20 protein-coding genes are annotated in these 24,947 nt (G+C 56.3%); all 20 read right to left on the bottom strand.

Going from position 1 to position 24,947, the window contains the following annotated elements; genetic code table 11:
* Nucleotides 1-54: 54 nt before the first annotated feature.
* Nucleotides 55-285: a hypothetical protein gene (locus AC1RO0_RS15630; protein WP_498593803.1), complete on the bottom strand. Its 231-nt coding sequence runs from the start codon at nucleotides 283-285 to the stop codon at nucleotides 55-57.
* Between the two features lie 36 nt (nucleotides 286-321).
* Nucleotides 322-804, bottom strand: a complete 483-nt coding sequence (locus tag AC1RO0_RS15635) for a chemotaxis protein CheW (protein WP_498593804.1) — start codon at nucleotides 802-804, stop codon at nucleotides 322-324.
* 2 nt (nucleotides 805-806) lie between these two features.
* Nucleotides 807-2,651 carry a methyl-accepting chemotaxis protein gene (locus tag AC1RO0_RS15640; protein WP_498593805.1) on the bottom strand — a complete coding sequence of 615 codons (1,845 nt, stop codon included), beginning with the start codon at nucleotides 2,649-2,651 and terminating at the stop codon, nucleotides 807-809.
* A gap of 817 nt (nucleotides 2,652-3,468) precedes the next feature.
* On the bottom strand, nucleotides 3,469-4,434 hold the full coding sequence (locus tag AC1RO0_RS15645; RefSeq protein ID WP_498593806.1) for a GSCFA domain-containing protein: 966 nt from the start codon (nucleotides 4,432-4,434) through the stop codon (nucleotides 3,469-3,471).
* Between the two features lie 192 nt (nucleotides 4,435-4,626).
* Nucleotides 4,627-4,878 (bottom strand): hypothetical protein, encoded by a 252-nt coding sequence (locus AC1RO0_RS15650; RefSeq protein WP_498593807.1) that lies wholly within the window; start codon nucleotides 4,876-4,878, stop codon nucleotides 4,627-4,629.
* A 109-nt stretch (nucleotides 4,879-4,987) separates the two neighbouring features.
* Nucleotides 4,988-6,904 (bottom strand): sulfate adenylyltransferase subunit CysN, encoded by a 1,917-nt coding sequence (gene cysN / locus AC1RO0_RS15655; protein WP_498593808.1) that lies wholly within the window; start codon nucleotides 6,902-6,904, stop codon nucleotides 4,988-4,990.
* Nucleotides 6,904-7,803 (bottom strand): sulfate adenylyltransferase subunit CysD, encoded by a 900-nt coding sequence (gene cysD / locus AC1RO0_RS15660; protein WP_498593809.1) that lies wholly within the window; start codon nucleotides 7,801-7,803, stop codon nucleotides 6,904-6,906. The genes cysN and cysD overlap by 1 nt, the downstream gene beginning before the upstream one ends.
* A gap of 211 nt (nucleotides 7,804-8,014) precedes the next feature.
* Nucleotides 8,015-9,457: a glycosyltransferase gene (locus AC1RO0_RS15665; RefSeq protein ID WP_498593810.1), complete on the bottom strand. Its 1,443-nt coding sequence runs from the start codon at nucleotides 9,455-9,457 to the stop codon at nucleotides 8,015-8,017.
* Between the two features lie 33 nt (nucleotides 9,458-9,490).
* Nucleotides 9,491-10,162 (bottom strand): HAD-IA family hydrolase, encoded by a 672-nt coding sequence (locus AC1RO0_RS15670; RefSeq protein ID WP_498593811.1) that lies wholly within the window; start codon nucleotides 10,160-10,162, stop codon nucleotides 9,491-9,493.
* A 16-nt stretch (nucleotides 10,163-10,178) separates the two neighbouring features.
* Nucleotides 10,179-11,426 carry an aminotransferase class III-fold pyridoxal phosphate-dependent enzyme gene (locus AC1RO0_RS15675; protein ID WP_498593812.1) on the bottom strand — a complete coding sequence of 416 codons (1,248 nt, stop codon included), beginning with the start codon at nucleotides 11,424-11,426 and terminating at the stop codon, nucleotides 10,179-10,181.
* Between the two features lie 17 nt (nucleotides 11,427-11,443).
* The gene (locus tag AC1RO0_RS15680) at nucleotides 11,444-12,925 is read right to left on the bottom strand and encodes a GMC oxidoreductase (protein ID WP_498593813.1); all 1,482 of its coding nucleotides are present in this window, start codon (nucleotides 12,923-12,925) and stop codon (nucleotides 11,444-11,446) included.
* Nucleotides 12,922-14,343, bottom strand: a complete 1,422-nt coding sequence (locus AC1RO0_RS15685; RefSeq protein WP_498593814.1) for a condensation domain-containing protein — start codon at nucleotides 14,341-14,343, stop codon at nucleotides 12,922-12,924. Before AC1RO0_RS15685 ends, AC1RO0_RS15680 begins: the two co-directional genes overlap by 4 nt.
* Before the next feature lie 126 nt (nucleotides 14,344-14,469).
* Nucleotides 14,470-15,510 carry a sulfotransferase gene (locus tag AC1RO0_RS15690; protein WP_498593815.1) on the bottom strand — a complete coding sequence of 347 codons (1,041 nt, stop codon included), beginning with the start codon at nucleotides 15,508-15,510 and terminating at the stop codon, nucleotides 14,470-14,472.
* 131 nt (nucleotides 15,511-15,641) lie between these two features.
* Nucleotides 15,642-16,388, bottom strand: coding sequence for a TfuA-like protein (locus AC1RO0_RS15695; protein WP_498593816.1), 747 nt, complete (start codon nucleotides 16,386-16,388; stop codon nucleotides 15,642-15,644).
* Entirely contained in the window at nucleotides 16,385-17,638 is a 1,254-nt protein-coding gene (locus tag AC1RO0_RS15700; RefSeq protein ID WP_498593817.1) for a YcaO-like family protein, read from the bottom strand. The genes AC1RO0_RS15695 and AC1RO0_RS15700 overlap by 4 nt, the downstream gene beginning before the upstream one ends.
* A 333-nt stretch (nucleotides 17,639-17,971) precedes the next feature.
* Nucleotides 17,972-19,957, bottom strand: coding sequence for an AfsR/SARP family transcriptional regulator (locus AC1RO0_RS15705; RefSeq protein WP_498594033.1), 1,986 nt, complete (start codon nucleotides 19,955-19,957; stop codon nucleotides 17,972-17,974).
* A 708-nt stretch (nucleotides 19,958-20,665) separates the two neighbouring features.
* Nucleotides 20,666-21,103 (bottom strand): TadE/TadG family type IV pilus assembly protein, encoded by a 438-nt coding sequence (locus tag AC1RO0_RS15710; RefSeq protein ID WP_498593818.1) that lies wholly within the window; start codon nucleotides 21,101-21,103, stop codon nucleotides 20,666-20,668.
* The gene (locus tag AC1RO0_RS15715; protein ID WP_498593819.1) at nucleotides 21,100-21,699 is read right to left on the bottom strand and encodes a TadE/TadG family type IV pilus assembly protein; all 600 of its coding nucleotides are present in this window, start codon (nucleotides 21,697-21,699) and stop codon (nucleotides 21,100-21,102) included. The genes AC1RO0_RS15710 and AC1RO0_RS15715 overlap by 4 nt, the downstream gene beginning before the upstream one ends.
* Nucleotides 21,696-23,645 (bottom strand): TadE/TadG family type IV pilus assembly protein, encoded by a 1,950-nt coding sequence (locus AC1RO0_RS15720; RefSeq protein ID WP_498593820.1) that lies wholly within the window; start codon nucleotides 23,643-23,645, stop codon nucleotides 21,696-21,698. Before AC1RO0_RS15720 ends, AC1RO0_RS15715 begins: the two co-directional genes overlap by 4 nt.
* A 638-nt stretch (nucleotides 23,646-24,283) precedes the next feature.
* Nucleotides 24,284-24,868 carry a hypothetical protein gene (locus AC1RO0_RS15725; RefSeq protein ID WP_498594034.1) on the bottom strand — a complete coding sequence of 195 codons (585 nt, stop codon included), beginning with the start codon at nucleotides 24,866-24,868 and terminating at the stop codon, nucleotides 24,284-24,286.
* Nucleotides 24,869-24,947: the final 79 nt, after the last annotated feature.

A 24,947-nucleotide genomic window follows, 5' to 3' on the forward strand; every position in this document is an offset into this window, starting at 1 on the left:
ACCAACTTCGGGGAATGGTCTTGTTACCTCGTAGCCATGTTCAAATAGGTGCTACTACTTGCGGCCTTGCTCAGTGGGCAGGTTGAAGTTTGCTGCCTCCGATAGAGGGGACGAGGACATTTCGACTGGCACCAGTTGCTCCAGAATGGTGACCAACTTAGCTAAAACGCCCTCGATTTGATCGCGGACACCTTCCATTTTCTCCTGTGCATTTGTGACGCCGATCTTGCCCGGCTTCGCTACCTCGCAGGGGCAGTCGACAGGGAACGCAATAATATTGCTCATTGAAATTCCTTCGATTTGAAATGTCCGACCGGGCCGTCAGGCAGTGGTGGTCTCGATGTCGCTTGGCTGGAACATGCAAGAGAGATCGAGAAAACAGATCATGTCGTTTTCGTGCGTGATGATACCTTCGGCGACGCTCCGATCGAAGGAGGTGGTGATTTCGGGGATAGGCTGCACCTGACCGGCACGGATCGTGAGGATATCGGAGACACCATCAACGACCAGCCCCAGCACCATCTCATCCACCTCGGCAACGACAATGGCACTGCGCTCGGTCGCCTGTTTGCTCTTCATACCAAGCTTGCAGGCCAGATCGATGATCGGGATTACCGATCCACGCAGGTTCATCACGCCAACGATACCAGGTGGAGAATGCGGCACCGGCGTTGAGGGAGCCCATCCGCGAATCTCGCGGATGGTTGTTGTTCTGACACAAAATTCCTGATCCGAGATTCGAAAGGCGATGATCTCGAAGGTGCTGTTCAAGGATTCTGCCGATAATTGGGCGAGGGAAGCCATACTCAAAAGTCCTCCCATTCCTTCGCAGCCGCCGCGGTGGCCATTCTGCCGCCGAAGGCGCTGGCTAGCTTGTTGCCGAGGCTGTGGGCGGGTGAGGCCACCGGTCGGCTTGTCCGGTCCGCCACGCGTGGCTGGGAGGCGGCGCCTTCGAGCTTGAAACGTGCGACGAGGTCGCGCAGCTTGCCTGCTTCCAGTGCCAGGCTCGAGGCGGCGGCCGTCGATTCTTCGACCATGGCCGCGTTCTGCTGGGTGCTCTGGTCCATCGAATTGACCGCCGTGTTGATTTCGGCCAGGCCTGTCGACTGTTCCTTCGCGGAGGTGGCGATCGCATTCATGTGGTTGTTGACCTGATTGATGAAGCCACCGATCACATTCAGCGCCTCGCCGGTATCGCGGACAAGTTTGACACCGTTTTCCACTTCCGCGGACGAGTTATGGATCAGTCCTTTGATTTCCTTGGCAGCCTGTGCCGAACGCTGGGCAAGTTCCCGCACTTCCTGGGCAACGACCGCAAAACCCTTGCCGGCATCACCAGCGCGTGCCGCTTCGACGCCCGCATTCAGCGCCAGGAGATTGGTCTGGAAGGCGATCTCGTCGATGACGCCGATGATGTTGGAGATCTGTTGCGAGCTCTCCTCGATCCGGCGCATGGCCTCCTCCGCTTGCGAGACGACTGCGGCTGATTGCGTAGCGCTGTGATTGGCCTGTGTCGCAACCGTGCGGGCCTCTTCGGTGCGTTTCGTCGAGGAGCTGACATTGGCGGTGATCTGATCAAGGGCAGCTGCGGTCTCCTCCAGTGAGGCAGCTTGCTGTTCGGTGCGTCTCGATAAATCACCCGCGCTCTGGCTGATTTCCTGTATGCCGGTATCGATTGCGCCTGTCGCATGCGCAACAGCGTGTAGCGTGCCGGCGAGTTGGATTACCGCCGCATTGAAGTCCGCGCGCAGGCTTTCAAAGTCAGAGGCGAAAGGCTGGGAAAGCTGGAATGACAAGTCACCGTTCGCCAAATGCATGAGACCCGCCCCAAGACCCTCTGTCGCCTGCGTCATGTCTTCGGCGCGGCGGCGGTCCGTATCGGCCTGGTGGCGGCGCTCCTCTTCAGACAAGTTGCGGTTGGCTTCTGCTTCTTGTTCCAGCTTCTGATTTGTAAGTGCGTTTATGCGGAAAATCTCGACCGCCGCTGCCATTTCGCCGATTTCGTCGCGACGCGAGATTTCGACCACATTGATATCGAGTTCGCCTTGTGAGAGCCGCCGCATGGTAGTTGTCATGGTTTGGATCGGTTTGGCGATGCTAAGCATCAGGCCGATCGCAGAAGCAAGAAGAACAAGAACGACGCCGGCACCAACGATCAACGCGATCGAGTCCGCTCTTGTGACTGTAGCGGTTAACGCCGTTTTTGCGTCTTCGGTGAAATGCTGCGCATTCTTGATGGAGGCCTCTGTTGCTGCGCGGGCTTGGTTCATCGTCTGTCCGATCTCATCGTTCGAAACGATCGCCAAGGCGGCGGAAATCTCCGTCTGGCTAAGCGCTACCCCTGGCTTTTTCATCATGGCGGCAGATAGTGCGGCGGCACGTTTGGCAATCAGCGCTTCATAGGCGCGAAGGCTGTTGCGGATATCGTTGAGAACGTCGGGCTTTAAGGCAATGCTGATCGATTGATCGAGGCCATTCCAAGCCTGCTGGCTGGCCGCCTTAGCCCGGTTGAGTGCCACTTCCAATTCATCGCCAGCTATTGCGAGGTCAACATCGCGAGCGGCAGCGCGCATTTCGGCGAGAGATAGAGAGGCGGTCTGGATACCGTTCAGAATGATCTGTTCCCGATCAACCGCTTGGTTCGCTAACACTATGTCGTGCCCTGCCAGCTGTTGATTGACGATCATGCAAATGATGAGCAAGATTCCGACGGCCGAGGACACGGCAAGCTTTGTTCGGACTCTCGCGTTCTTGAGGAAAGGCATATTAACTCCTTAAATTGCTATGATTTTTGCTTGAAAACAAGCGCAAAGGGTCATCTTCCGCGGATGGCGAAAGGTGGTGATAGGCATTCATGCCTGTGAAATAGCGGCGCTCTCGGTCAGCGTTCGAATGACCGGTGTTTGTGGGCACAGAGCATCGTGATGATCAAATTTGTCGACTAGCACGTTCCGATGTCGGGGGAGTGCCGAGATCAGAGCGTCAGGTAGCCAAGATGTTTGTGATAATGAGCGCGGGAAACAGCGCACCGAAGCCCGTCATTATGACGGCTGGAGGTACAGACCGCACCCCTTCGGATGTCACAAGATTTGGGGTCGAATGATTTATGAAATGTAAATACGCCGGGTGCGTCCAAATTGCATTGCGCATACCGTCTGTTCGGTTCGCCTTTTGAAGGGGAGGCTCCTCCACGTCGTTTCGATGACAGACGCCCTGCGGAGGTGATCACGTTGGTCGAGGGGGTATCCCAGCCGATTGATTTCATTGCGAGCGTCGATGATCGACGCTTAGAAGGGCGCAAGCTCATACCTGCTCAAGCGCATGCACGCTTGCTAGATCCGATAGATGCTATATTCGCGCACGTTTTGACGTGCTCCCTTGCAATGGCATCGAGGAAGTTGCTTCAAACAATAGCATGGAATTGCGGCTGCTTATGGGGCCGACAGCGGCGGGACGGGATGTAAGATCCTAACTAGCGGGATTGATGTAGCATTCAGCCATATAGTTGATGACTTGTTCGACGACATCTTCTTTCACATGCACGTTATCTTCCACGTATCCACCGGTCCCAAATGATGTAACGATTTCATAGCTGGGAAAGTAATCAACTTGAGGGTATTTTTTTGAAAGAATGTCTGCCGCGACACGAAGAAGGGCCTTCGAATAACTATTTGCAAGCACCGATCCGTCTCTCGTAAATGTCACTTCCAATGGGACTGGGCTAACCGTCAGGAGGATATTCTTGACTCCAAATTCCAAGGCCACTTCAATGCCTCGTGACATCCTTTTGACGACATCATCCAGCTCAAAGCGATGAAACGAAAAGCGTGATTCATCGGCACGTATAAGCATGTTCGATGGAGTTTTATTCAGATAGCAATTGAACTTGTTATCATACCACGCCTCAATCAAACCCATTGTTAAAATGACGACATCAGAGGAAAGCATTTCCTTATAGAGCGTCTGAATTTCCCGCCGGCGCTCAATTAGTCGGTCATATGAAGTGGGCAAAGTCATAACGTGAAGGAATAGATCAAGAAAGCCCTTGTCTGTCTCCTCTATGCCCATCTCGTTAGTATATTCAAATAGGTCGCAGACGCTTTCAATGCGTTGCATCGTGGTGCCAGCATTATATTCATTTAGGATATGATTTGGCGGCAACGCAATTTCCGGTCCGGCAAGGGTAAAACTTTTCACTGGTACGTTAAACCCCTGAATAACTAGAACCTCTTCGATATTGCGGGCAAAGCAAGATCCTATTGTAAAGATCTTGTCGCCACGCCTCATCTGAAATCCTGGATTGATCGTTGGGAAAATGCTTGCTCCGTTGTTTCGGCTAAATGGCATTTCCCATTTCCTGGGGATTCTAGCTTGTGCTTTACCTATATTATGCCGAAGGTTGGAGTATGCTTCCGGGCCGGGGTAAATCTGCATTTAGCTTATCTCCAGTGTATATGGCCATCAGTTGCGAGCGTGCCATAAGGTTTGGGTCGCTTTCCGCCATGAAAATTAGAGATCAATAAGCCCAATGCAGCATTGCCAAAGGGATCGCCATTGGCGTCGACGGAGACGGGCATAGCCTAGTTCAACGTGGCGGGTCATTGGGTTGGCAGAGGGAGGGCGATATCAAAGCGTTCCATCGAAAATCTCTTGTATGTCCTTCTCGGTGAACTGAGGGAGAAGGATAAGATCGGTATGATTTCGATCAGTGATTTCCTGCCAGGTGCCATCACCCCAACGCAGCATCCGTCTTTCGAAAGCCGGAGCGTGCTCATAAATGCCGTAGCTTGGCTTCAGCACATTCCATTTGCGAGCGAGCGGAGATCCGGGCTTTACCAGCGCCAGACAGTAGATGGGATTATCAGCAAGTGCCGTCATGTTGGATTTCTCTCTCCATCGTTGCGTAAAAATTATGCGCCAGGCTCAAGAAAATATAGCGGTCTTATCGGCGAGCTTTCTACCGACAAGGCCTTCCACAATGGGGCGGCTAGCTTTGCCTTTCTGCAAGGTCGCAAACCCGGGCCAAATAGTCTTCGATCTGTAAAGCGAGCTCCTGTGGATCGCGATCCATCGTCTTCAGGTGGATATCCGGATGTTCCGGCGCTTCGTATGGAGACGAAATTCCGGTGAAATTCGGAATCTGACCGGCCTGCGCTTTTTTATAGAGCCCCTTGGGATCGCGGCGCATGCACTCGTCGATGGGCGTGTCGACGAAAATTTCGACGAATTCGCCCTTCGGCATGCCTTCGCGCGCCATCTGCCGCTCGGATCGAAATGGTGAAATCGCAGACACCAGGACAATAAGACCTGCATCGGCCATCAGCTTGGCAACCTCCATGATCCGCCGGATATTCTCCACGCGGTCGCCGGCGGCAAAGCCTAGATCTCGATTTAACCCATGACGCACATTGTCTCCGTCAAGCAGATAGGTATGCCTGCCTTGCGCATGCAGCAGCCCTTCGACCAGATTGGCTATGGTCGACTTTCCCGAGCCGGAAAGGCCGGTGAACCATAGGACAATCGGGCGCTGGTTCTTCTGGTCCGCGCGCGCGGCCTTGTCTATCGACACGGTCTGCCAGTGGATGTTCTGCGCTCGACGAAGAGCGTGCATGATCGTTCCCGCACCCACGGTCGCATTCGTGAGGCGATCGATCAGTATGAAGCTCCCGGTCACGCGATTTTCGCTGTAGCTGTCAAAGCAGGTCGCTTGCTGGGTCGACAAGTTGCAAACTCCGATCTGGTTCATCGCCAATGATCTGGCCGACAGATGAGCATGCGTGTTGATTTCAATTCGATATTTGAGCGCGGTTACGGTCGCGGCCATGCTCTCGGTTTCCGTTCTTAGAATGTAGGAACGACCGGGAAGCATTGGCTCCTGCGCAAACCAAATGATATGGGCTTGGAACTGATCCGACATGTTCGGCGGCGCCAGTGGCGAGGTAAGCAAGTTGCCACGCGAGACCTCTATGTCGTCGGCAAGCACCAGTGTGACAGCATGGCCTTCGTTTGCCATATCAAGATCGCCATCATGAGTGACGATACGCTTTACGGTCGATGTCTGTCCTGACTTTGCAACGACGACGGCGTCGCCCACTGACACTCTGCCCGCCGCTATGTTTCCCGAAAAGCCTCGGAAGCTCTGATCCGGCCTGTTGACCCATTGCACGGGGAAGCGAAATGGGCGCGCCGAAACGTTCGCACCGATTTGCACCGTTTCCAAGTGGCCAAGCAGTGAGGGACCGTCATACCAGGGTGTCTCCGCCGACCGCGTCGTTAAGTTGCTTCCACAAAGCGCCGACATCGGAATGGGTCTGATCGTAATGAAATCAAGTCCTGCGACAAACGACTGAAACTCGTCGACGATCGCCTGATAGGCTCCCGGATCGTAGTTCAGCAGGTCCATCTTGTTGACGGCCAGTACGATGTGGCGGATCCCCATCAGGGATGCAATGAAAGCGTGACGCCGGGTTTGCTGCGATATCCCCTTTTGGACATCGATCAGCAGGATCGCAAGGTCTGCCGTCGAGGCAGCCGTGACCATGTTTCGCGTGTATTCCGTATGGCCGGGAGCATCTGCTATGATGAATCTGCGTTTGGCGGTGGATAGGAACCGATAGGCAACATCAATGGTGATGCCTTGCTCGCGCTCCGCTTCAAGACCATCGAGCAGAAGCGAAAAGTCGATGCTACCGTCTGTTGTTCCGCGCTTTAGACGATCTCGTTCGAGGGCGGAAAGCTGGTCGTCAAATACGAAGTTCGTGTCGTAGAGCAGCCGTCCGATAAGAGTTGACTTGCCGTCATCCACCGAACCGCAGGTCAAAAACCGCAAAAGAGACTTTGTCTGCCCGTCGGCGCCTGCACGCGTGGGCTCATCCGAAGATGCGATGGTTTCCAGCTTGCTCATCAGAAATAACCCTCACGCTTCTTCCTCTCCATCGAGCTCGCGCTATCACTGTCTATAAGTCGTGATTGCCGTTCCGACATATGTGTGGTCAGGACTTCCTCGATGATGTCCTCAACCGTAGTCGCGTTGGACTGTATGGCGCCCGTCAGCGGATAACAGCCAAGGGTTCGGAATCGAACCCGTCGCATTTCGACGGCATCTGCGCGCGTAAGGGGCATACGGTCGTCATCGACCACGATCCATGCGCCGTCGCGCTTGACGATGGGACGGTCGGCCGCAAAATAGAGCGGTACGATCTCAATGTTTTCCTGCAGGATGTACTGCCAGATGTCGAGCTCGGTCCAGTTCGACAGCGGAAAGACACGCATCGTTTCTCCCTTGTTGACCCGCGTATTGTAGATTTTCCAAAGTTCCGGGCGCTGGCTTTTGGGGTCCCAGGCGTGTTGTTCGGTGCGAAAGGAAAATATGCGCTCCTTGGCGCGGGATTTCTCTTCGTCACGCCTGGCGCCGCCAAACATGGCGTCAAAGCCATGCTTGTCGAGCGCCTGGCGCAATGCTTCCGTCTTCATGACATGCGTGTAGGTGTCAGCAGCATAGCTGAACGGATTGACCTTTCGTTCGAGACCATCGCGATTGACATGGACCAGGAGCTCAGTTCCATGTTGACGCATCATTTTGTCCCGGAACGCGATCATTTCCTTGAATTTCCACATGGTATCGATGTGAAGAAACGGAAAGGGCGGTTTGCCGGGATAGAAGGCCTTCATCGCCAGGTGCATCATGACGCAGGAGTCTTTGCCGGCCGAATAAAGCATTACCGGATGATTAAATGTTGCCACCGCTTCTCGAAGAATGTGAATTGATTCAGCTTCAAGGGATTGCAGATAGTTCATAGACATCGGCACCTCGCGCAGAGAAAAATCGGTAGGCCGTCAACAGAGGCCTTGGCGAATTTCGATGCAGCCCTTGTGTTTGGGCGGCATCATGGAGAGAATCTCCAGGCCCCGGAGGCCCGGAAAATATGCAGGCCGCCATGGCGCCCTTGGAGACTATGGGTCGAAAGCCTTGAACTCGCTGTGCTCAACCGGCGCGGCGATTTAAGCGACGCCCTCAGACAACCTTTGCCTTCAACGGCTCCCGGTATTGCGCCTCCTCAAAACTGGTGAGAGCCGATTGAATCGAGGCGTACCACTTTGGAATTTGCGAGATTTGTGTGCTGGAGCGCAGGCATTTCTTGCGCGCGGTTCTGGCCATTTCGTCGAAATCGCTATAGCCGGTCGCAAGGCGATGCATCACGTCCGCAGCTTTGGTCTCAATGTCCGGCTCGTCGAGAACAACACCATTCAGCCCATTTATAACCTGCCTTTTCAGACCAAAGGCCGATGACACTATGACGGGTTTGCCTCGGAACAGAGCCTCCGTTGCTGTCAGGCCAAAGCCCTCTTCGCGAGAGAGCGCGAATATTCCGTGGGCGCTCTGTTGCAGCCGTCCGACAATTTCGGCATTTGCGTTGTGGTCCTTCATCGAGATGCAGGCCAGATACACGCGCCGCCGCACTTCCTCGGGCAATTGAGAGCGGAATACGATGCATTTCTCGAAATACGCCCGGCCCTCAGGATCGTCAGCAATATCCAAAGAATCCGGTCCCGCGATCACCAGGCGTATATCGTCAGCCTCGTCCAACGCCGTTTTCACAAAGCGATCGAAAGCATCGATGGTCCGGTCGATCCCTTTCAGTCCATCCCACCTGGACACATGCAGGAAATACCGCGAGCCGAGAATGTCCTGAAGGGATAGGTTGGGCTCGGATTCATGGCTATTGAACGAAACCGAACTCTCAAGCGCCTGGCCCGCCGGCCCCTCATAGTTGCGGTTCTTGGCTGAGAAGGGGCTGATCGATGGCTGGATGATATCTATGGGGTGATCGGTATCAAAGGCATACTCCTTGGCGCTCAGGACAATGCGCTGGAATGGACGGAGATATTGCCCCAGAAACCCCCAGGTTTCGTCGACTGTCGGAGTGCGCTTTGGATAGCCGATGTGGCATCGCCAAATAGCTGGGTGCGGATGGGAATCCAGGAACTGCGCGGCTGCGCCAAGTGGCTGCGGATCATGAACAATCAGGAAGTCATCAGGTCCGATGATCCTTTCCAACTCCGCGGCGCCTTGCTTGGATGCCTCAAGATAATGCGGCAGCAGCTCATTCAAGCCCGCCACGGTGGCGTCGTGAAGAGAGTTATGAAGTCCCTTGGTGAACTGAAAAAACTGCTCTTCCTTCGGATTGAAGATGAGCCAGCGCACATCAAAGCCAAGTTCGCGCAGGAGGCATATGTGGTGGGGAAGCATTTCGGCCACGCCACCGCCGAACGCGGTAGAATTTATGTGCCAAATACAACGGCGGCCAATCTTTTGATCAATTGCTCCGGACGAAATAAATAGTTCGTCGAGAAGCTCGTCGTAGTCGTTCCGCTCAACTGCGTAATGATTAAGTACCGAGCCTTCTACCAGCACCTCATCGAATAGCGGCGTGCGGTTTTGCGTTGATACCTTCATTTCGTGTTCCTCTTTTCGGTTTGGGAAGCAGGTTCAGCTTGGCCGGTAAGACAAGGAAACCTCGCGAAAATTCTCTATCCAGCCTTTGGTATCAGGGTGATCCTTGGCGTTGGGGCCGACTCCGACGCAGTGGCAGCCTGCAGCGGTTGCCGCTGCAATTCCTGTCCGGGAATCCTCAAAAACTAGGCATCGTTGGGAGGGGATGCCCAGCATGCGCAACAGCGTTTGATAGGGTTGTGGATGTGGTTTTCCCTGACTGACGTCCTCAGCTGCAATCATGATCCTCGGGCAGGAGATTCCAGCCGCCACGAGGCGGGCAAGAGCCGAAACCCTCGCCGAAGAGGTGACGATAGATCTCCGTTCGGTAGGGATCGATCCGTAGAATTCCGCGGCGCCCTGGATGGGTCGCAACAATCTCATTGCTTGGATCTCGTAATTCGCAATGCGAGCTGCTTCGCGTTCTGGCCAGAGACCGGGTGCGATTGCCGCCACCAGTTCGACATCCCGGCGGGCGACCGACATCTGCACCGCATAGTCTGGAGAGATCTGTTCCTCTCGCGCCCATCGTCGGAGTGCGCTTTCGACCACAGCCTCCGAATCTACAAGGACACCGTCCAGATCGAAGGCTACGTGATCGTAGTCCTCGAGTTGAATTTCCCGGTCATTGCGCGAATTGACGGTCGCGACTTCCGTTTGATCTTTCACGGCTTTCCTCCCTGTATCAGGCCCAATGATGCTTGTTAGAGAGACATGCACTTTCCGTGGTGTGGAACGCCTCCGCGCAGTATGCGACCATGGATGCATCAGTGACCTGTGCATTCATGTCTTCGTCCTTGCGGTAGTCTGCGAGCGCGCGCTCCAGCGCCGACTGCAACGCTGCGAAAAACGGGGCATCCATGGACGCGTTGCTCATGTATGTTCCGGGGTAGCCGGAGTAGATGCCGTGCTGCAGGCACCGTTGGGCGAAGGCCCTTCCGTGCTTTTGCGTGGGCAGAACGACCCTGAACATGGTCTCGCTGCCGATAACGCGCGCGGGTATTTCTCTATGCTCGAACGCGGTCTGGAAATGCTTCTTGAGCGCTGCGCCGCTCTCGGCGATGCGAGCCATGATGTCTGCTTCTTCAAAGATTTCCTGTGTCAGATTGCCGGCCACGAAGGCTCTGTTCTCGCGCAGATAGGTATTGCCGAGATAAGCCCCGTCCGCGCCCGCCATGGCATCGGCGGTGCCGACGACCGCGGAGAGACCGATGCCTTGTGCGATCCCCTTGGCCAATGTGATGAGGTCGGCTTTCACGCCGTGTTTTCGGCAGTAGCCACCTTTGGCGTAACGAAGTCCGCACAGGACCTCATCAACGATCAGCAGTACCCCATGCCGCGTTGCCATCCTGGAGACTTCGTGGAGCAATTCCGGAGGAAAGACCGAGGGTTCAGGCGTGATGAAAATGCCTGCGACTCTTCCCGCGCTTTCGGCCAGTTGCCGTTCCAGCATGGCGAGGTTGTATTGGAAATCCTGGATATGTTGATCCTTGGCCGGCGGATTGTCCGACCAGGGGTATTGTTGAAAGATCTCGTGCCATCCGTGGAAGCCGGCCGTCAGGATAACAGGTCGGCCGGTTCGATGCCGGGCGATCCGGATCGCCGCTTCCGTTGCACAGGACCCGGTCCTCAGAAAAAATACTCTGGGGTTGTCAGGGAATATCTGCGAGATTTTCTCGGCGAGCATCTGGCGTTGCTCACTCACCGGCGACGGTAGAATATCCGTTTCTTGTTCCATGGCCCGCGCAAGTCTGGTCTTGAATACCGGGTCATTGCTGCCAAGGGGCGACGCGCCGCTGCAGGAGGTCATATCCAGATAGATCTTGCCGTTGACGTCCTCTGCCATCGCGCCATTGGCGGAACGAAATATGATGGATGAGCGCGTTTCGCGCTCCCATTCAGCCAAATGTCCGGTAGCTCCAGGATCGAGCATCTCAATTATCCTCTTTGCTAGAGTGACAGGGCCATTCGCCGGGCGTTGGCCATGATGGTGTGTGTCGGATTGCTGTTGCCCGCGAAGTTCATGACGGAGCCATCCATGACGTAGATGTTGCTGAACCCGTGGACCCGACCGTCGTTGTCTACGACTGAGGTCCTGGGATCACGTCCGGCGCGCATCGTGCCGTGCAGGTGAGCACTGCCTTTTCCATGGGCAGGAGGTTCTCGCTCAACGCGGGTTGCGCCCAGTTGGCGCAAAATGTCATCCGCGCGGTCGGCGAGAAAACCTATTCGCGCACGGTCATTTTCCGAGTTTCTGTATTCGAAACGGATGTAGGGGATTCCGTGCTGGTCGACGGCCTCGTCAAGCACGACGCGATTGTGCGACCAGGGCTCTTCGCCGGCTATGTAGTGCAGGCGCACAAGGCCGACATTCTCATCCGGGGAAGGGAAATTTGCTTCATAAATGAGACCGCCCAATCCGCATGGCACGTCATCATGCTCGTAGAACTCGTCCGTATACACGGTCGCATGCGGTCCCCAGTGCGGAGCGGACGCATGGGAGCCGCAATCTGCCGGCTCCATATAGCCGACGGAGTAACCGCTGATCTTGAATGAGAGACCCCGGCCAACAAGGCCAAATTCGTTTCCTATACCCTTCGGGACATGCCCGCTCTTTGAGCGAAGCATCAATGCGGCTGATTGTATCGCATTTGCACAGACGATGACCTTTTCAACCGGGATCCGGATCAGCTCCGATGAGAGCGGTACATAGCACTCAAGGGCTTCAGCCCGACTGTCGTTCCGGAGATCGATCCGGCTGACGAAACAGCCGTAGAGAACGGAAATCGTTCCCGGCAGTGCGGAGTCATCCAAAATGTCTCTTGCCAGCACCGATGCTCTCGCATCCGTAGGGCACGCCAGCTCATCGCAAGCTGAACACTTGATGCATCCCTTGTTGGTCCCTGGCGGCCGGATTGCCAGTGGGATATTCTTTGGTCTTATACTGAGTTCCTGCATCGCATCGGACAACATCAGCCCGCGCAGGCTGGCCGGATAGGATGGAAACCCATTCGCGCCACTGATGTTCAGGAGATCCTCGATCTCCGAATAGTAGGGCTCGAGATCCTGGAGGGTAATGGGCCAATCGATTTCCATGTCAGTCGTGAGATATCGGGAGACCGACAGATCTGCTTGCCGGTATCTAAACGTCATCGCGTTGTAAAATTGCATTCCGCCGCCGACGCAGCACGCTGTCCAAGGATTGCCATCGGCGGGGCCATTGGACGTGAATGCCCTGCTGTAGGACGCTTGATGAGGCCCGTGCATGGCGCCTGGGGAAACCAGGCCGCCATATTCCAGGATGGCCACATGATAGCCCTTTTCCGCAAGTGTTCGGGCGACCATCGATCCGGATGGTCCAGACCCGACGATTACCGCATCGAACCTCGTGTAATCGCACGAGGCTGCCGCAATGTGTCTGATGTCCGTCACGGGCAATAGCCTCCTGTGGGGTGTGCGGTGGCGGGCCAGCGGGTTGTGTTCACGAGGGACGCTAGAAGATGCTTTGTGCGGGCTACGTAGTCGGGGACGGCAATGGCCGCCGGGCCAGTGGCCGGGTGGCGGTAGTTGACGAAGAGGCCGTCGTAGGTACGCACGATCCAGAAGCACACTTCATCCGGATCAGTGCTGCGGCTACGGAGAGCGATAGTTCGCCAGGTATTCCAGTCGCGGGCGCCGGGCGCGCGGCGAAGATCCATGTAAGAAACCATGAAAGGGTCGCGAAGGGGCTGACCAAGGAGTTCCACCACGCGGGGCATGGGTATCCGGGCCAGATCGTTTACCCCGTCAAGATTGGTGACCGCGTAACTCACCGTCTCTGCGAAGGAGCCGGTTGCACTCACCGGGAAGGCGACCGGCCCCATGCCCACATACCAGCCGATGGAGGATCGCCACGGCGACAGCCGGGTGTGGAAGGCGATCATGGTGCTGAATTCGTCAGAACCGGTGATTTCGTGACCGACCTTGGCCAAGCAGGCGAGCAGCCCAGAGAAGGAGTCGCCCCCGGCTGCGCGGCAGACCCGATCGAAAGCCTGCGCGGCGGATGCGTCAAGAAACTCAACGTATCCGCCTGGCTGATCGGCGGGGCTGCCGCTTGCGTCACCAATTGGTACGGGGAACTCCGGCAGGTTGCCACCGGCCTTCGTGACGAACTGCCGCCAGCGAATGATGGATTCATGGTTAGCGGTGAGTGCGTCGGCTTCGGCGCGTTCGGCTTCCGCGAAATCGAGGTAGCTGGCCGTGGGAGGCAGGACGGGTTTACTTTCGGACGCGGCGCGTGCCGCGGCATATAAAGTACGGATCTCATACGCGGTCAGGAAAATGGAGTAGCCGTCCGTTAGGGCATGGTCGGCGGCGATACAGACGGTGGTCGCTTCCGGGCCGCTGATGGTGGCACAGATATATCCGGGCCAAACAAGAGGGCCGGCTTCGCTATCGAATAATTCCTCCAGATGCCGTGCAAGCTTCTGGCTGTCAGTGAAGTCCCCCGCCGCACTGGGGTGGATGCTCACGGCTCCGGTCGGTAGCGTCGTGCGGTGCAGACGATTGCCTGATGAGAGGGTGAGTTGGCTGCGCAGGACTTCGTGGCGATCCGTCCAGTCACTCAGGGCTGTGGCGAAGGCGTCCATATCGAGTTCGGCGGGGAGATCGAAGGCGCAGCCCAGCCAGGCCGGCGGCAAAGGTCCTTCACCGGCCGCCTCGAGTGCGTAAGTGATGTGTGCTTCCTGGACGTAGGATGCCCGCCTCGAGTCGGTTGTCCAGGCGGCGTCGGACATATGCGGAGCGCTGGCCCGCCAGACGGTGACATTGCCCGGAGACAGACCGAGTGATGGCATGTCAATGAACTTCATGATGCGTCGCGCCTAATCTGCGAGAAACGGAAACGGTGGGTATGGAGGAAGGAGGCCGTCTGGCCCGCGGGAAGAAGGTAGAAGCCGTTGGGGGGTGTCTTCGGGGTGTTTCGTAAGGCTCCCATGTCACCCCGCTCTCCGGGAGGCCGGCCTCGACAGCTCGTAGCCCAATTGTTCCAGCTCCTTCCCGGCGATCCGCTCGAATTCCTCGATTTCTCCGGGTGTGAGATCTTCCAGGTACCGTCCGCTACGTCCGGTATACAGCGGCTTACCCGCGGCTTCCGCGGCGGGATGGCCCCAGGGGTTGTCGAACAGCGCGTGTGCGTGCTCCGCGTGGTGCAAGACCGCCTCGTTCCATGGCAGGCCGAGGTGGTCCAGCATACGCTCGATGATCTCGCGGGGACGGGTGACCAGATCTTCATACCGCACTTCCAGATAGCGGCCGTCAGGCGCGGCCTGGCGGGGTCGGGTGACGACATCCAGCCAGCCGTGCGCGGCCTCCGCGACGGTCCGGTAACCCCAATCGGGGACGGTCTTGAAATGTGAGGCAGTCAGGTCGCGGCCGTCGCGGATGATGTGGATGAAATGGGCTTGTGGCCAGATTGCAGCGTAGGTGCCGATGTCCTGAATCTTCCGCTGAAGCTTCAGGCCCCATCGTCGAGCTCCCGTCTGTTCACGCCGGAATTCGCCGATGGCGTTAATGAGCAGGCAGCGGTCCTCGAGGGTGGAGAGATCGGTACCGCGCTCGGCCATCAGGCTGGTTACCACGCTCCGCACATTGTCGCGATCGAGACCGAAACGCTCGCACTGCACGACGAAGTGACCGCCATCGAACCACTCCGGGTCAACGGTGTCTTTCGTCTTACCGGCGAGCCGTGGATCGCCGAGGTCCATCATGTCGCACACCGCAAGCATGTGCGGGCCGAGGTTGACGGGTTCGGTGAAGTCGATTTCGGGTCCGACGACGAGATCGGGGTGCGAGTCGAGCAGAATGCTGAGCAAAGTGGTGCCGGAGCGGTTTTCACCGCCGAGCAGGATAGGGTCGGTGGCGATAGATCCGGATGCCGCCGTGAATTCGTTGGTTAAATTCGATTTGATCTCGCGGCCCTTACAGTCCGATCGTCCGTTTTCGGTATCCAAAGTCGAGCGTGTTACTGTGTGAGACATGTGCGTACCCGATCAAGTGTTTCGAGAGCTTCGACAATTCCCGCTATAGTCACGGCGGTGGTGGAGGCTTCACCGCTGTGGTTCTCGAATTTGGCCTTGGGGTTGCGTGCCGTCAGAGCGACAGCGCAAACTCAAGCATGGTGAATGACCTGCTGTTCTTGGCGAGTTTCGAGCCGCAATTTTTCCCAATGCGACGTGGCTGAAAATGTCCAGGGAATCTCTTGTGCGCCCACTTCGGCCGTATCGAGCCACTCGACCACAAGGCTTGCGTCCTTCTGCTTGAGTTGGACCTTGCAATGTTCGATGGTCTTTAAAAGCCAGCTTTTCCGTTGCTCATCCAGAAAGGCGCAGGCCGCCACGATTGAGCGATAGGTGCGCCGTGAATAGTGGATATAGCCGGCCGTCAGGAGCAACTTCTCCCGCTCGATAGCGGATATGAGATCCAATGACGACAGGTGCTCGAAGGTGGCCTCATAGTCCACCCGCGGAACAGACAGTGGCAGCCAGTCCAACTCGTCGGGGCCATGAATGAGCGCCACGGCTTCGTCGTCTGTTAAACTTCCCTCCGAATAGCGCGCAAAGATCTTGCCAATGCCGATCATGCCGAAGGTTTCACATTCTGCAGCCCGCAGTGCACCCATGCTGGCACCGCCGCCAACGACGACGCCCCTACTCAGGGCGAAGAGAATCTCTTTGTGCCAAACTGACGCTCTGTCGTCGAAATAACCGTCGATGAGACCAATAGCTTTTGCGCCCTGATCCACTGCCTGAAGTATGCAACCGCGCTCTGCCGGTGGCGCAAAGACCAGATGCGGAAAGCGCTTTTGAAGAATGCTTCGACTGCCGCTGAGGCTTGGACCCGCGAATACGATCTTCAATGGCGGGTCCCCCGCAAGGTCGCCGCAGCTCTTGAGCCGAGTTGAACGTATTGGCCGTGAAAGTCCACTTCGAGACCCGGGATAATCATCCGGATCACGGAGACGGGTAACGTCTCGTCTTGCAGCGGAATTGCAATGATCTGCCCGACACCCCTGGCTTTGATGCTGTCGACCATGCCGTGGGCCATTTCATCGATCGAGAATGGTCGTGGGATGGGATGACTGTGCGGCATGCCGCGTTGTTCCGCCAACCCAATCACGTCAAGCGTTGCGCGCCCTGGCGCAGCCTGCTCGTAGACCTTCGAGGAAAAATCGTCGCGGCTGCCGGCAATAGCGGTCAGTCGACTTTGCGCTGCTTCCATGATTGCTTTGAGCGCGGCTCTCACGGGGTCTGGATGGCATCCGCACCCGCAACAAATCTGGCTCTGACGCACCTTAGCCTGCTTTCCCGCAGACCTCGAAAATAACACGGCAAGAAACGCCGGAACGCCTATGTCTGTCGTCATGTCGATCAGCACAAGGCGCATATCTGCAGCCCTTATCCGTGCCAGGACGATATTGAAAACCGCATCGTCCATGCTGAGCGGATCCACGAGGCGCTCATATAGTTCGTCGATGGACCTGAGTTGAGCCAGCGTCCACGCGTCTCGTTCGACCAGCTCGCAAACGCCGTGTAATATTGCCTCCGCAACACTATTGCCTGATGCCAAGCCGTCGCTGGATTGCTCGAAGCCGGGAGAGTTCAGCCTATGATCCATGCCGACAAGCGCCCAGGGAACATAGATGCGTGAACTTGTCAGGAGGTCAAATCCCTCCACCCAAGACAGCGGCTTATGTCCCACGTCTTCGGGGCTGCACCGCGCGGTCGATGACAAATCGATACAGGGAGCGCCGCAGTTGGCCATTTCGGCGACGGTCGCCGTAACGAACGTGTCGGGCTGGATCTCTGCGAGCCTTGTTTCGAGCGCTTCCATCGCCGCCGAAACCATGGCTGCCTCGTTGTCGAGGCCTTTGCCCTGAAACACGGAAAGCGTGTAGCTGTTGGGACGCGTCGCAAAAGCAACGGGGATCTCGAGAGTGTCGAGGCCGGTCAGTAGACCGACGCGGGTAATGCCAAGACCGGGAAAATGCGGTCTGATCGCCTCCAATGTTTCCGTCGGAGCCACGCGCCGGTCGTAGTAGTTGCTGCAATTGCGGTCACTTCGCCGCCACTCGGCAGCAAGCCGTTCTATTGCTCTCGATGCAATCATGTTGAGAACCTGAGAAGTGTGGGGGAGACAGACATCAATTGGTACGGAATGGCTCGACTTTGATAAGAGCCATGGGCGACATCGCGGAGCCGCTTATCGCAACCGCATCGCGTGAACAATTTCGGCGAGCGCGTTTACAGTTGTATCCGGGAGATGGGATCCAAGAGTCTTTTGGCCTGCTTCGGAAAAGCGAAGCGGGCGGCTCTCAACGGAAATCTTTGTTGTTTGTTTCTCGGAAATACTCATTATTTCTCCAGCCTATCCAAAAGGTTGACGACGGGAGAAGGTCATCATGGTGGGCGTTATACAATCGTTACATAAGAGACTACAAACTTAAGCAAGGCCGGCCAGATGCAGCCCCTGGATCAGGAGCTCAGTGCGGGCGGGATCCCGATCCGGAACAAAATGGCGTATGTCTTCACTGCGAAAGCTGGGGAAGTTCTCGCGCACGACCGCAGCGTATTGCGCGGCCATAGCATGATCCTCGGCCATGGCATGACTTGCTGCAAGAAGGCGGGCAGTTGCTTCCTTCGTCTTGACGGGTTCAAGGGTTTGGATTGCTCTTTCGAATTCACCACGGACGTAGTGAATAGAGCCGAGAATCCAATAGTAATATTCTGGTGGCAGGGGATTCAGGCGGAAGGCCTCGTGGCTCAATGTCAGAGCCATGTCGAGATCCCCACTGTGGGAAAGAGCGTCGGAATAGTCGATCAAGACATCCGCGTCGCTTGGGTTTAGCTCTTCTGCCTGCCGAAAATACTCAAGACTCTCGTCGAATCTGCGGCGGTAAAGCGCGATGAAGCCTAGTTCTCGAAACGCCCGTCCGCTGCCGGGATCCACCGTTCTTGCCATTTGCGCGGATTGGTTGGCAATATCGAGCAGTTCGCTCTCTTTCATACCACGGACGAGCCACTCCATTGCCAGTGAGCGGGAGATTCCCGCATGCGCCGGAGAGAAGCGATCCCAGCGCTTTACTGATGACTTGAACCATCTGCGTGCCTGCCGTAAATGCGGCAAATCAGTCGTGCTAAGATACCGCTTGCCTTCGAGATACAAGCGATATGCCGATGGAGCGACTTCATCTACTGGCACGCCGAGCTCATGCAGTTCGATTGAGTCGGTAACTGATTTGGAGATGCGCTTGGCAAGCTGATTGAATGACGCACTCATCCTTTGTACGTCGAGCGGTAGATCAATTGCCCATAGGACCTCGGACGTGCGTATTCTCGTCAGCCGGCACGTTGCAAAGATCTCGTCATCTTGCCCCTGGATGGTTACGTACACCGAATAGTCGAAATGCATTTCTTCCGGAAGATCTGCAGTATAGTTTGGGGTCAGCGACCGGTGTGCCATTTCGATGCTGGTGTGAGCTGCTATCACCTTGAATACCCGCTGGTGACTTAATCCTACGGTCACGTCCTCCAAGAGGGCTTTCCCGAGCCGTGATATCAATGGGTCATCGAGGATAGCATCGGGTGGTAGGATAATGACGCGTGGCTGTTCACTAAGCGTGAAATCGTAGCTTTCTAGCCGCTGTGCATCCGCCGTCTGAACCGTTGGTCCATCTTGTGAAATTCCGAGACTACGCGCCAATTGGATTGTCGGCTGATCGGGTTCTATGTGAAAATCTGCGCTCAGTTGACGTTTGCAACGCAGGTATACTTTTCGGGCAGCGGCGAGATCGCCTAACCCTGCATAAGCTGCCATGAGAGCACGCCAACCAATTTCGTTGGCAGAATCGATCTCCACCAATCTCTCTGCAAGAGCAGTAGTCTCATGTGGCTTGAGCGTATCAGGTCGCATGAGCAACTGCTCGATAGCAAGAGCCCTCGTCTCGTCCAACCTTTGGCGCTGGAAAGTCAACCACTCCTCGGCGTCCGCCGTGGGCGCCGAAATGCCCTCGAGGAATGCACTGTAAAACGCGCGCCAGTCCTCTTTTTTGAGTGGCGCTTCCCAGTGGGCCATCGCCAGTAGATCGATGTCCCATGCTTCCTTATTCAGCACTATATGAGCACCGCTGGTCGTCATGACTGGCGGAAGACCATTGAAATCCAACGCGTGGAGCCGATTGATCAACTGACGGAGATTGCCGGCCCTCTTAACAGAATCGGCGCTATTCCAGAGCATCTGCCGCGCGATTTCCCGTTCGATCCGGCAATCTGGAGCGAACGCAATCAGTCCTGCGAGTAAAAAGGCTTTCTCCGGAAACGCGATCTCACGGTTTCCGACCCTCAGCATTGGGCGACCTAAAAGATTAAGGCTTCCCTTCGAAAATGGCACTTGCTGTTCTACGAGTATCAAGGAAGGGGTAGTCAGCACCAAGGCGTCTCCCGATTTCGAGACCTCAAAAGGCACCGAGCGCCAAGCCGGTACAACGCACCCTTGGCACCATCATATTCGATGACGGTGGTAGGGTAGGATAGCAACACAGCCTCGAACTTCGGGTGCGTGTCATCGACTTTTCCACGCAACAGAGAATATTGCCTTGCAAAGGTTGTTGTCTTCCGCAGCCTTTCGCAATGCCGTCCGTCTGCTTCAACTCATTGAGGAAAAGCCTGCAAACCGGATATGGGCATTTCACTTGATCCATTTTGTCAGCCTCGGCTAAGGTCGGTCACGGCTTGGATATCGCTACTCTGGATCGTGCCAACCAAGCCGCAATGAATTCAATAGGGAATATCACAGCCTGGCCGTATCAGTTGGGTCGATCCTGTCCTGCGCTATCCATTTTACGCTGAAAAAATGCGCTATGCGCAGCTGATTGCCGCACACTTTGGTTGCTGGAAATCCAGCTGTTGCAACTAATGATTGCGATGTGGATTTGCGTGACTGGCCTGTCCTCTGGGAGATGTGAATCGGCCCTTTAATTGCGGGTATGTTGATTCCGCCGTGACCTAACGAGTTGGATATGCGGCGATGCATGGGGCAGCGGCGTTGCCGCTGCCCTGGTCTGAACCCGGAAAACTCTAGCCTCAGCTGGTCCAGAAGCCTGGGGCGGTTCAGTGCCGCTTGCACCGCGCCCTGGCGTCAATGGTTTGTGTAGCATGCCTGAGCTACGAGATCGGTTCCGCCGGCCAGTGACGTCAGGAGACCCGGTAGCGCTGTCGTAAACTGATGGGTGAGATTGACCTGGGAAAAGCCCGCCAGGCCATAGCAGCTTGCGTTGCGATCGAGCGCGATTGAGGCGGCGTCGAGATTTACGAACCAGCCCGCAGCCTTGGTCTCTGCAAACGTGATCGCCTTGGAGGCGCTGTAAACTCCCCCGTCTTCGCATTCAAGCTGCGGGATACCCATACATCGGGCGGTCGCAATTGCTGTTTCGTGGAGAGCGTGGCTTGTCCAGAACAGGCGACCGAACTCTATGATGCCAAACAGCATCAACAAGAACACCGGCATGACCAGTGCGAATTCCACGGCGCTGGCGCCAGATTGGGACTGCCAGAGTTTCCGGACTCGGTCGATCATTTTGTCTGAACCACCGCACTGGCGTAGATGAAGCCGTCGTTGACGATACCGTAGCCGGAAAACAAAGGCGCATAGGATTGCTTCGCGGCAATCACCACGTATTTGCCTGCATTGGCACCATCAGGACAGGACGAACTGCAGGTCTGTTGAGAACCCCAGTCGAAGGCCGATGCCGCCCCGGTTGGGCAGTAACAGGCACCCGTCGAACCTGGCGTGCCATCGATCTTTATCGCGGCGCCGTCATAGTCGGCTTGTACACCATTGTTGACCATGATCGAGGCGCTTGCATCACCGGAATTGTATTGGCCGGCAATCATAAGGGCTATGTTCTTGGCCAATTGATTGTCGTTCGTCCCGTCGATCTGGTCGGCATGGACGATTGCATAGCTTGCACCGTTGGAAATAGCCGCCTCCAACTGGAACCGCGCAAAGATCAATGCGCCGATATCGAAACTGACCGCCATGATGAGTATGAAGATCGGAGCCAGCACTGCGAACTCAATGGCGGCGTTGCCTCTTGCGTCCTGCCTCAGGGCATCTGACTGGCGAGCCGTCTCATGAATGGCTTTTTGCAAAGCGAGCTGAACAAGTCTCATTGGATCAAGGCCACCTTACCGCTGCCGGTTGACAGAGTGCATTCTGACATGGTCTGGGAACCACCGGACAACGAAATACTGGCGCCAATCAATTGAAGGCAGCCGCCCGGCACATTGCCAAGGGAGCCGCCACCGCCGAAATCGATTTTCCCGTTCGGAAAGTAGAATGCGCCGGAGATCTTACCCGTGCCGCCCGAGGTGATCTCCGCGCCAGTGGTATTGCTCGACGACTGCGGGCCGATGACTGCCAGGTTGGCATAGGCGCCGGATTGGGGCGCCGTAAGAGTAATGGCATTGCCGCCGGTCAGACAGAATGATTTTCCATTGCATTCCCAGTCGGAGGGTGTGGCGACACCTGAAATGATGATCGTCACATCTTTTCCGGAAACCGCGATGGAATCGCCGCAACTCGCGCCGCCCGTGTTGACCGAGAAATATCCATCGACCGTATAGACGCCGGCTCCAAGCCTGGCACCTCCCGCCAAGTTGACGTTGCCGGAAATGTCATGCTGCGCGCTGGCGGGAATGGTAATGCAACTGCCACCGCCGCCACCGTTTATGCTGCCGTTCACACGGAAGCTGGCTGTTCCCGAATTCGCGTCCGCCATGTAAGTGACCGATCCACCGCCGACCCCGATGCCATTACTGCCGCTGGACTTGCCGATCGTATAGCTATTGGTCGTACCTGCTCCGAGTTTCAAGGTAGCGCCGTCGCCTGTATAGAGACCCGCATCCAGTACAAAAGTGCTAGGTCCACCGATGGTGAGCTTCCCGGAGCTGCAGAGACTGTAGCGCGCATCGCCGCAAGTCTGGTCACCCACACCGAAATGGAAGGTACCGGCTCCAAACGTCAGGTCTGCGCCATAGACACCCTTTGCAACATTGAAAGTGCCATCTCCAAAGACCAGCTTGGTGCCGAAATCATTCTGAATGCTGCCGGAGAAGCTGTAGGTTGTGTTCTTGCTTCCAGCGGTGTTGAAATTAACCTGCACATTGCCGTGCACCAGGAGCGAACCGATACCGATCTTCGAACCTGAACAGGTGATGTCCCATTTGGTCGTCCAATACTGATTATAGTTGGCAGGATCATAGCTGCACCCGACGGCCCCAATTGCCGCCGCGGTGGCTCCCGGTGAGGTGTTGCCACCAAATTCGATGTCTGGGCCATTGCCTGTCGAGACCTTGCTTGGCCATGATGCCCCGCGAATTGTGTCGAAGCGACTGCTCAGTGCATCCACTCCGGCGTTGCCATCGAGAGGGTCGCTGGTGTACTGCTTGGTAACCGGCGCCGGGCTGCCGTCCGCCTGCACGATGTTCGTCGACCACGGGCAAGGCTGTGAGGAGCCCTCATAGTAAGTCGCGCTTTTGGCCGTGATCTTCGTGCCGCAGGGGGCAACCAGATTGCTGTTGGAGGCCACGTAGCAATTGCTGGCGTTGGCTTGGACGCCGCCTGACAACGTTACCCCCGATGCCGATTTGTCTAGGGCAATGATGCAACCGCTCTCGGTCGCACCTAACGATGAATAGGCTTCGGTGGCGATACTGAGCTTTGAAGCGGCACCCAGAATAGGCGCCAGGAGCAGCGTGTTTGTGGTCGTCACATCGACATGAACGGCCTGAACCCGCGAATCTTTCGGGGACGTGGTCAACGATACGACGACGTTTGCGGCGTCGACACCATTGAGTTTTGCCACGCGCAGAGCCGCGTCCTTCATCTGATCCTCGGAGTTTGCATTGCTGTAGGCGAGCGCTCCGGCGTAGGAGGCGAGATCTGCCGTTCGCTGGTTCTGATCCCGCACCAGCAGCCCATAGCCGTATTCGATCGACAATGCGGCGAAGCCGATGACAACGGGTAAGCAAAAGGCAGTCATGATGGCAATGCCACCTTTATGATCATTACAAAACAGCCTGAGATAGCGCAGGAAAACTCTGATTGATCGGTTCAATGTCTTCCCTTTACAAATCGCGAGCAGCAGATCGGATGCTTCCCGCGTTCAAAAATCCTTCGCTTGCTCATCCTGACTTGCATCAGTCAACAGATGGCCAGCAGGCCGCCAAGCGGCGGACGCATCAGAGTAAATTGTCAATGCGAGACCATGCAGAAGCTGTCCGCTGTTTTGCAGGAGCGGTCAGTCGGTGCACGTACCGACGCAGTATGGAATTACCGGTGGGATCATCCCACTCATGCGAACGGTAACGAACGCATTTGCCCCACCGAATCTTAGATATGGGGAGCAAGACTCCACTACATCGCGATGAGGCTCGTCATGGCATGAGCCAAAAGACCGCCTGTTCATCAATAGAATCTTAATAGTCAGGGGATGTACACGCTATCCTGCGCAGAACGGACGTAGTCGGCCTAATTTGGATATTTGATCTGGCCGGGCGGGAGGTGTTTACCGCTCATGCCTTCGCCCGTAGCTTCAACATGGCCACAACCCTGGTAACGGGGTCGCGCACGGACTTTGCTCCAACGGGTCGGTTTCAGCCGAATTGGCATGGGGAGACTGGTTAAGCCGACATCGGAGGGCACAACCCCTCGCAAATGGTTTCCACAGGCTACCGCCAACGTTCTGCGGCGTCTTCAGCGCGACGAGATTGCCATCACAAGCCAATCGTCGTCCCTGATTGGGGCTTGCATCGCGCGCGCATCGTCCAGCGCCTTGCTTTTGTTGAGCAGGCTTCGTGCCTCATGCGCCGCCTCGTTGGCTCTCGAGGGTGGACCGAGCGCCAGCTTGTCGAGTTTCGCACTCAGCTCCGATGCGTTGCCTGGAGGTGTCCAACCACCCGTCATGTGGAACCCGCTTGGCTTCCATTCGAGGGGAGAGCTGGCGTAGTGAAGCAGCATCCTCTCAATCGTCTGCCGAAGGATGAGAAGATCGCTGTCTTCGGCCGTCCAGCCAAGCGCCGGCAGATGCTTTTTCAGCAGGAAATAGTTATTGTTGTTGGGTGCACTTAATGTGGGCAGAGGAATGAAGCCCTCGGCAAGCACCATCAACGCGGCAAGCCCGGGGCTGATAGTTTGCGGCCGCAGGGAGAGCTGTCCGTAGTTGTCCAGAGCTAAACGAAAAGCGGCGTGGATGTCTTTGCGTTCTGTCAGCAGCGGATACCCATTTATCGCCATGGCTGAAAGCTTTGTCCGGTCGCCGGCTTCCCATGCCGCCAGCACGTCCGAAATCTTCTGCCTGAAGGCTGGAGTGACGGCACAACGAAAGGCGTGATGAACTCCCGTATCGAATTCTCCCGAA

The sequence above is a fragment of the Rhizobium sp. GW821-FHT14E12 genome (assembly GCF_058803745.1).

What these genes read in the sequence shown, in the direction of transcription:
- AC1RO0_RS15630 (WP_498593803.1), bottom strand. Translation starts at nt 285, where the DNA reads ATGAGCAATATTATTGCGTTCCCTGTCGACTGCCCCTGCGAGGTAGCG.
- AC1RO0_RS15635 (WP_498593804.1), bottom strand. Translation starts at nt 804, where the DNA reads ATGGCTTCCCTCGCCCAATTATCGGCAGAATCCTTGAACAGCACCTTC.
- AC1RO0_RS15645 (WP_498593806.1), bottom strand. Translation starts at nt 4,434, where the DNA reads ATGCAGATTTACCCCGGCCCGGAAGCATACTCCAACCTTCGGCATAAT.
- AC1RO0_RS15650 (WP_498593807.1), bottom strand. Translation starts at nt 4,878, where the DNA reads ATGACGGCACTTGCTGATAATCCCATCTACTGTCTGGCGCTGGTAAAG.
- cysN (WP_498593808.1), bottom strand. Translation starts at nt 6,904, where the DNA reads ATGAGCAAGCTGGAAACCATCGCATCTTCGGATGAGCCCACGCGTGCA.
- cysD (WP_498593809.1), bottom strand. Translation starts at nt 7,803, where the DNA reads ATGTCTATGAACTATCTGCAATCCCTTGAAGCTGAATCAATTCACATT.
- AC1RO0_RS15665 (WP_498593810.1), bottom strand. Translation starts at nt 9,457, where the DNA reads ATGAAGGTATCAACGCAAAACCGCACGCCGCTATTCGATGAGGTGCTG.
- AC1RO0_RS15675 (WP_498593812.1), bottom strand. Translation starts at nt 11,426, where the DNA reads ATGCTCGATCCTGGAGCTACCGGACATTTGGCTGAATGGGAGCGCGAA.
- AC1RO0_RS15685 (WP_498593814.1), bottom strand. Translation starts at nt 14,343, where the DNA reads ATGAAGTTCATTGACATGCCATCACTCGGTCTGTCTCCGGGCAATGTC.
- AC1RO0_RS15690 (WP_498593815.1), bottom strand. Translation starts at nt 15,510, where the DNA reads ATGTCTCACACAGTAACACGCTCGACTTTGGATACCGAAAACGGACGA.
- AC1RO0_RS15700 (WP_498593817.1), bottom strand. Translation starts at nt 17,638, where the DNA reads ATGATTGCATCGAGAGCAATAGAACGGCTTGCTGCCGAGTGGCGGCGA.
- AC1RO0_RS15710 (WP_498593818.1), bottom strand. Translation starts at nt 21,103, where the DNA reads ATGATCGACCGAGTCCGGAAACTCTGGCAGTCCCAATCTGGCGCCAGC.
- AC1RO0_RS15715 (WP_498593819.1), bottom strand. Translation starts at nt 21,699, where the DNA reads ATGAGACTTGTTCAGCTCGCTTTGCAAAAAGCCATTCATGAGACGGCT.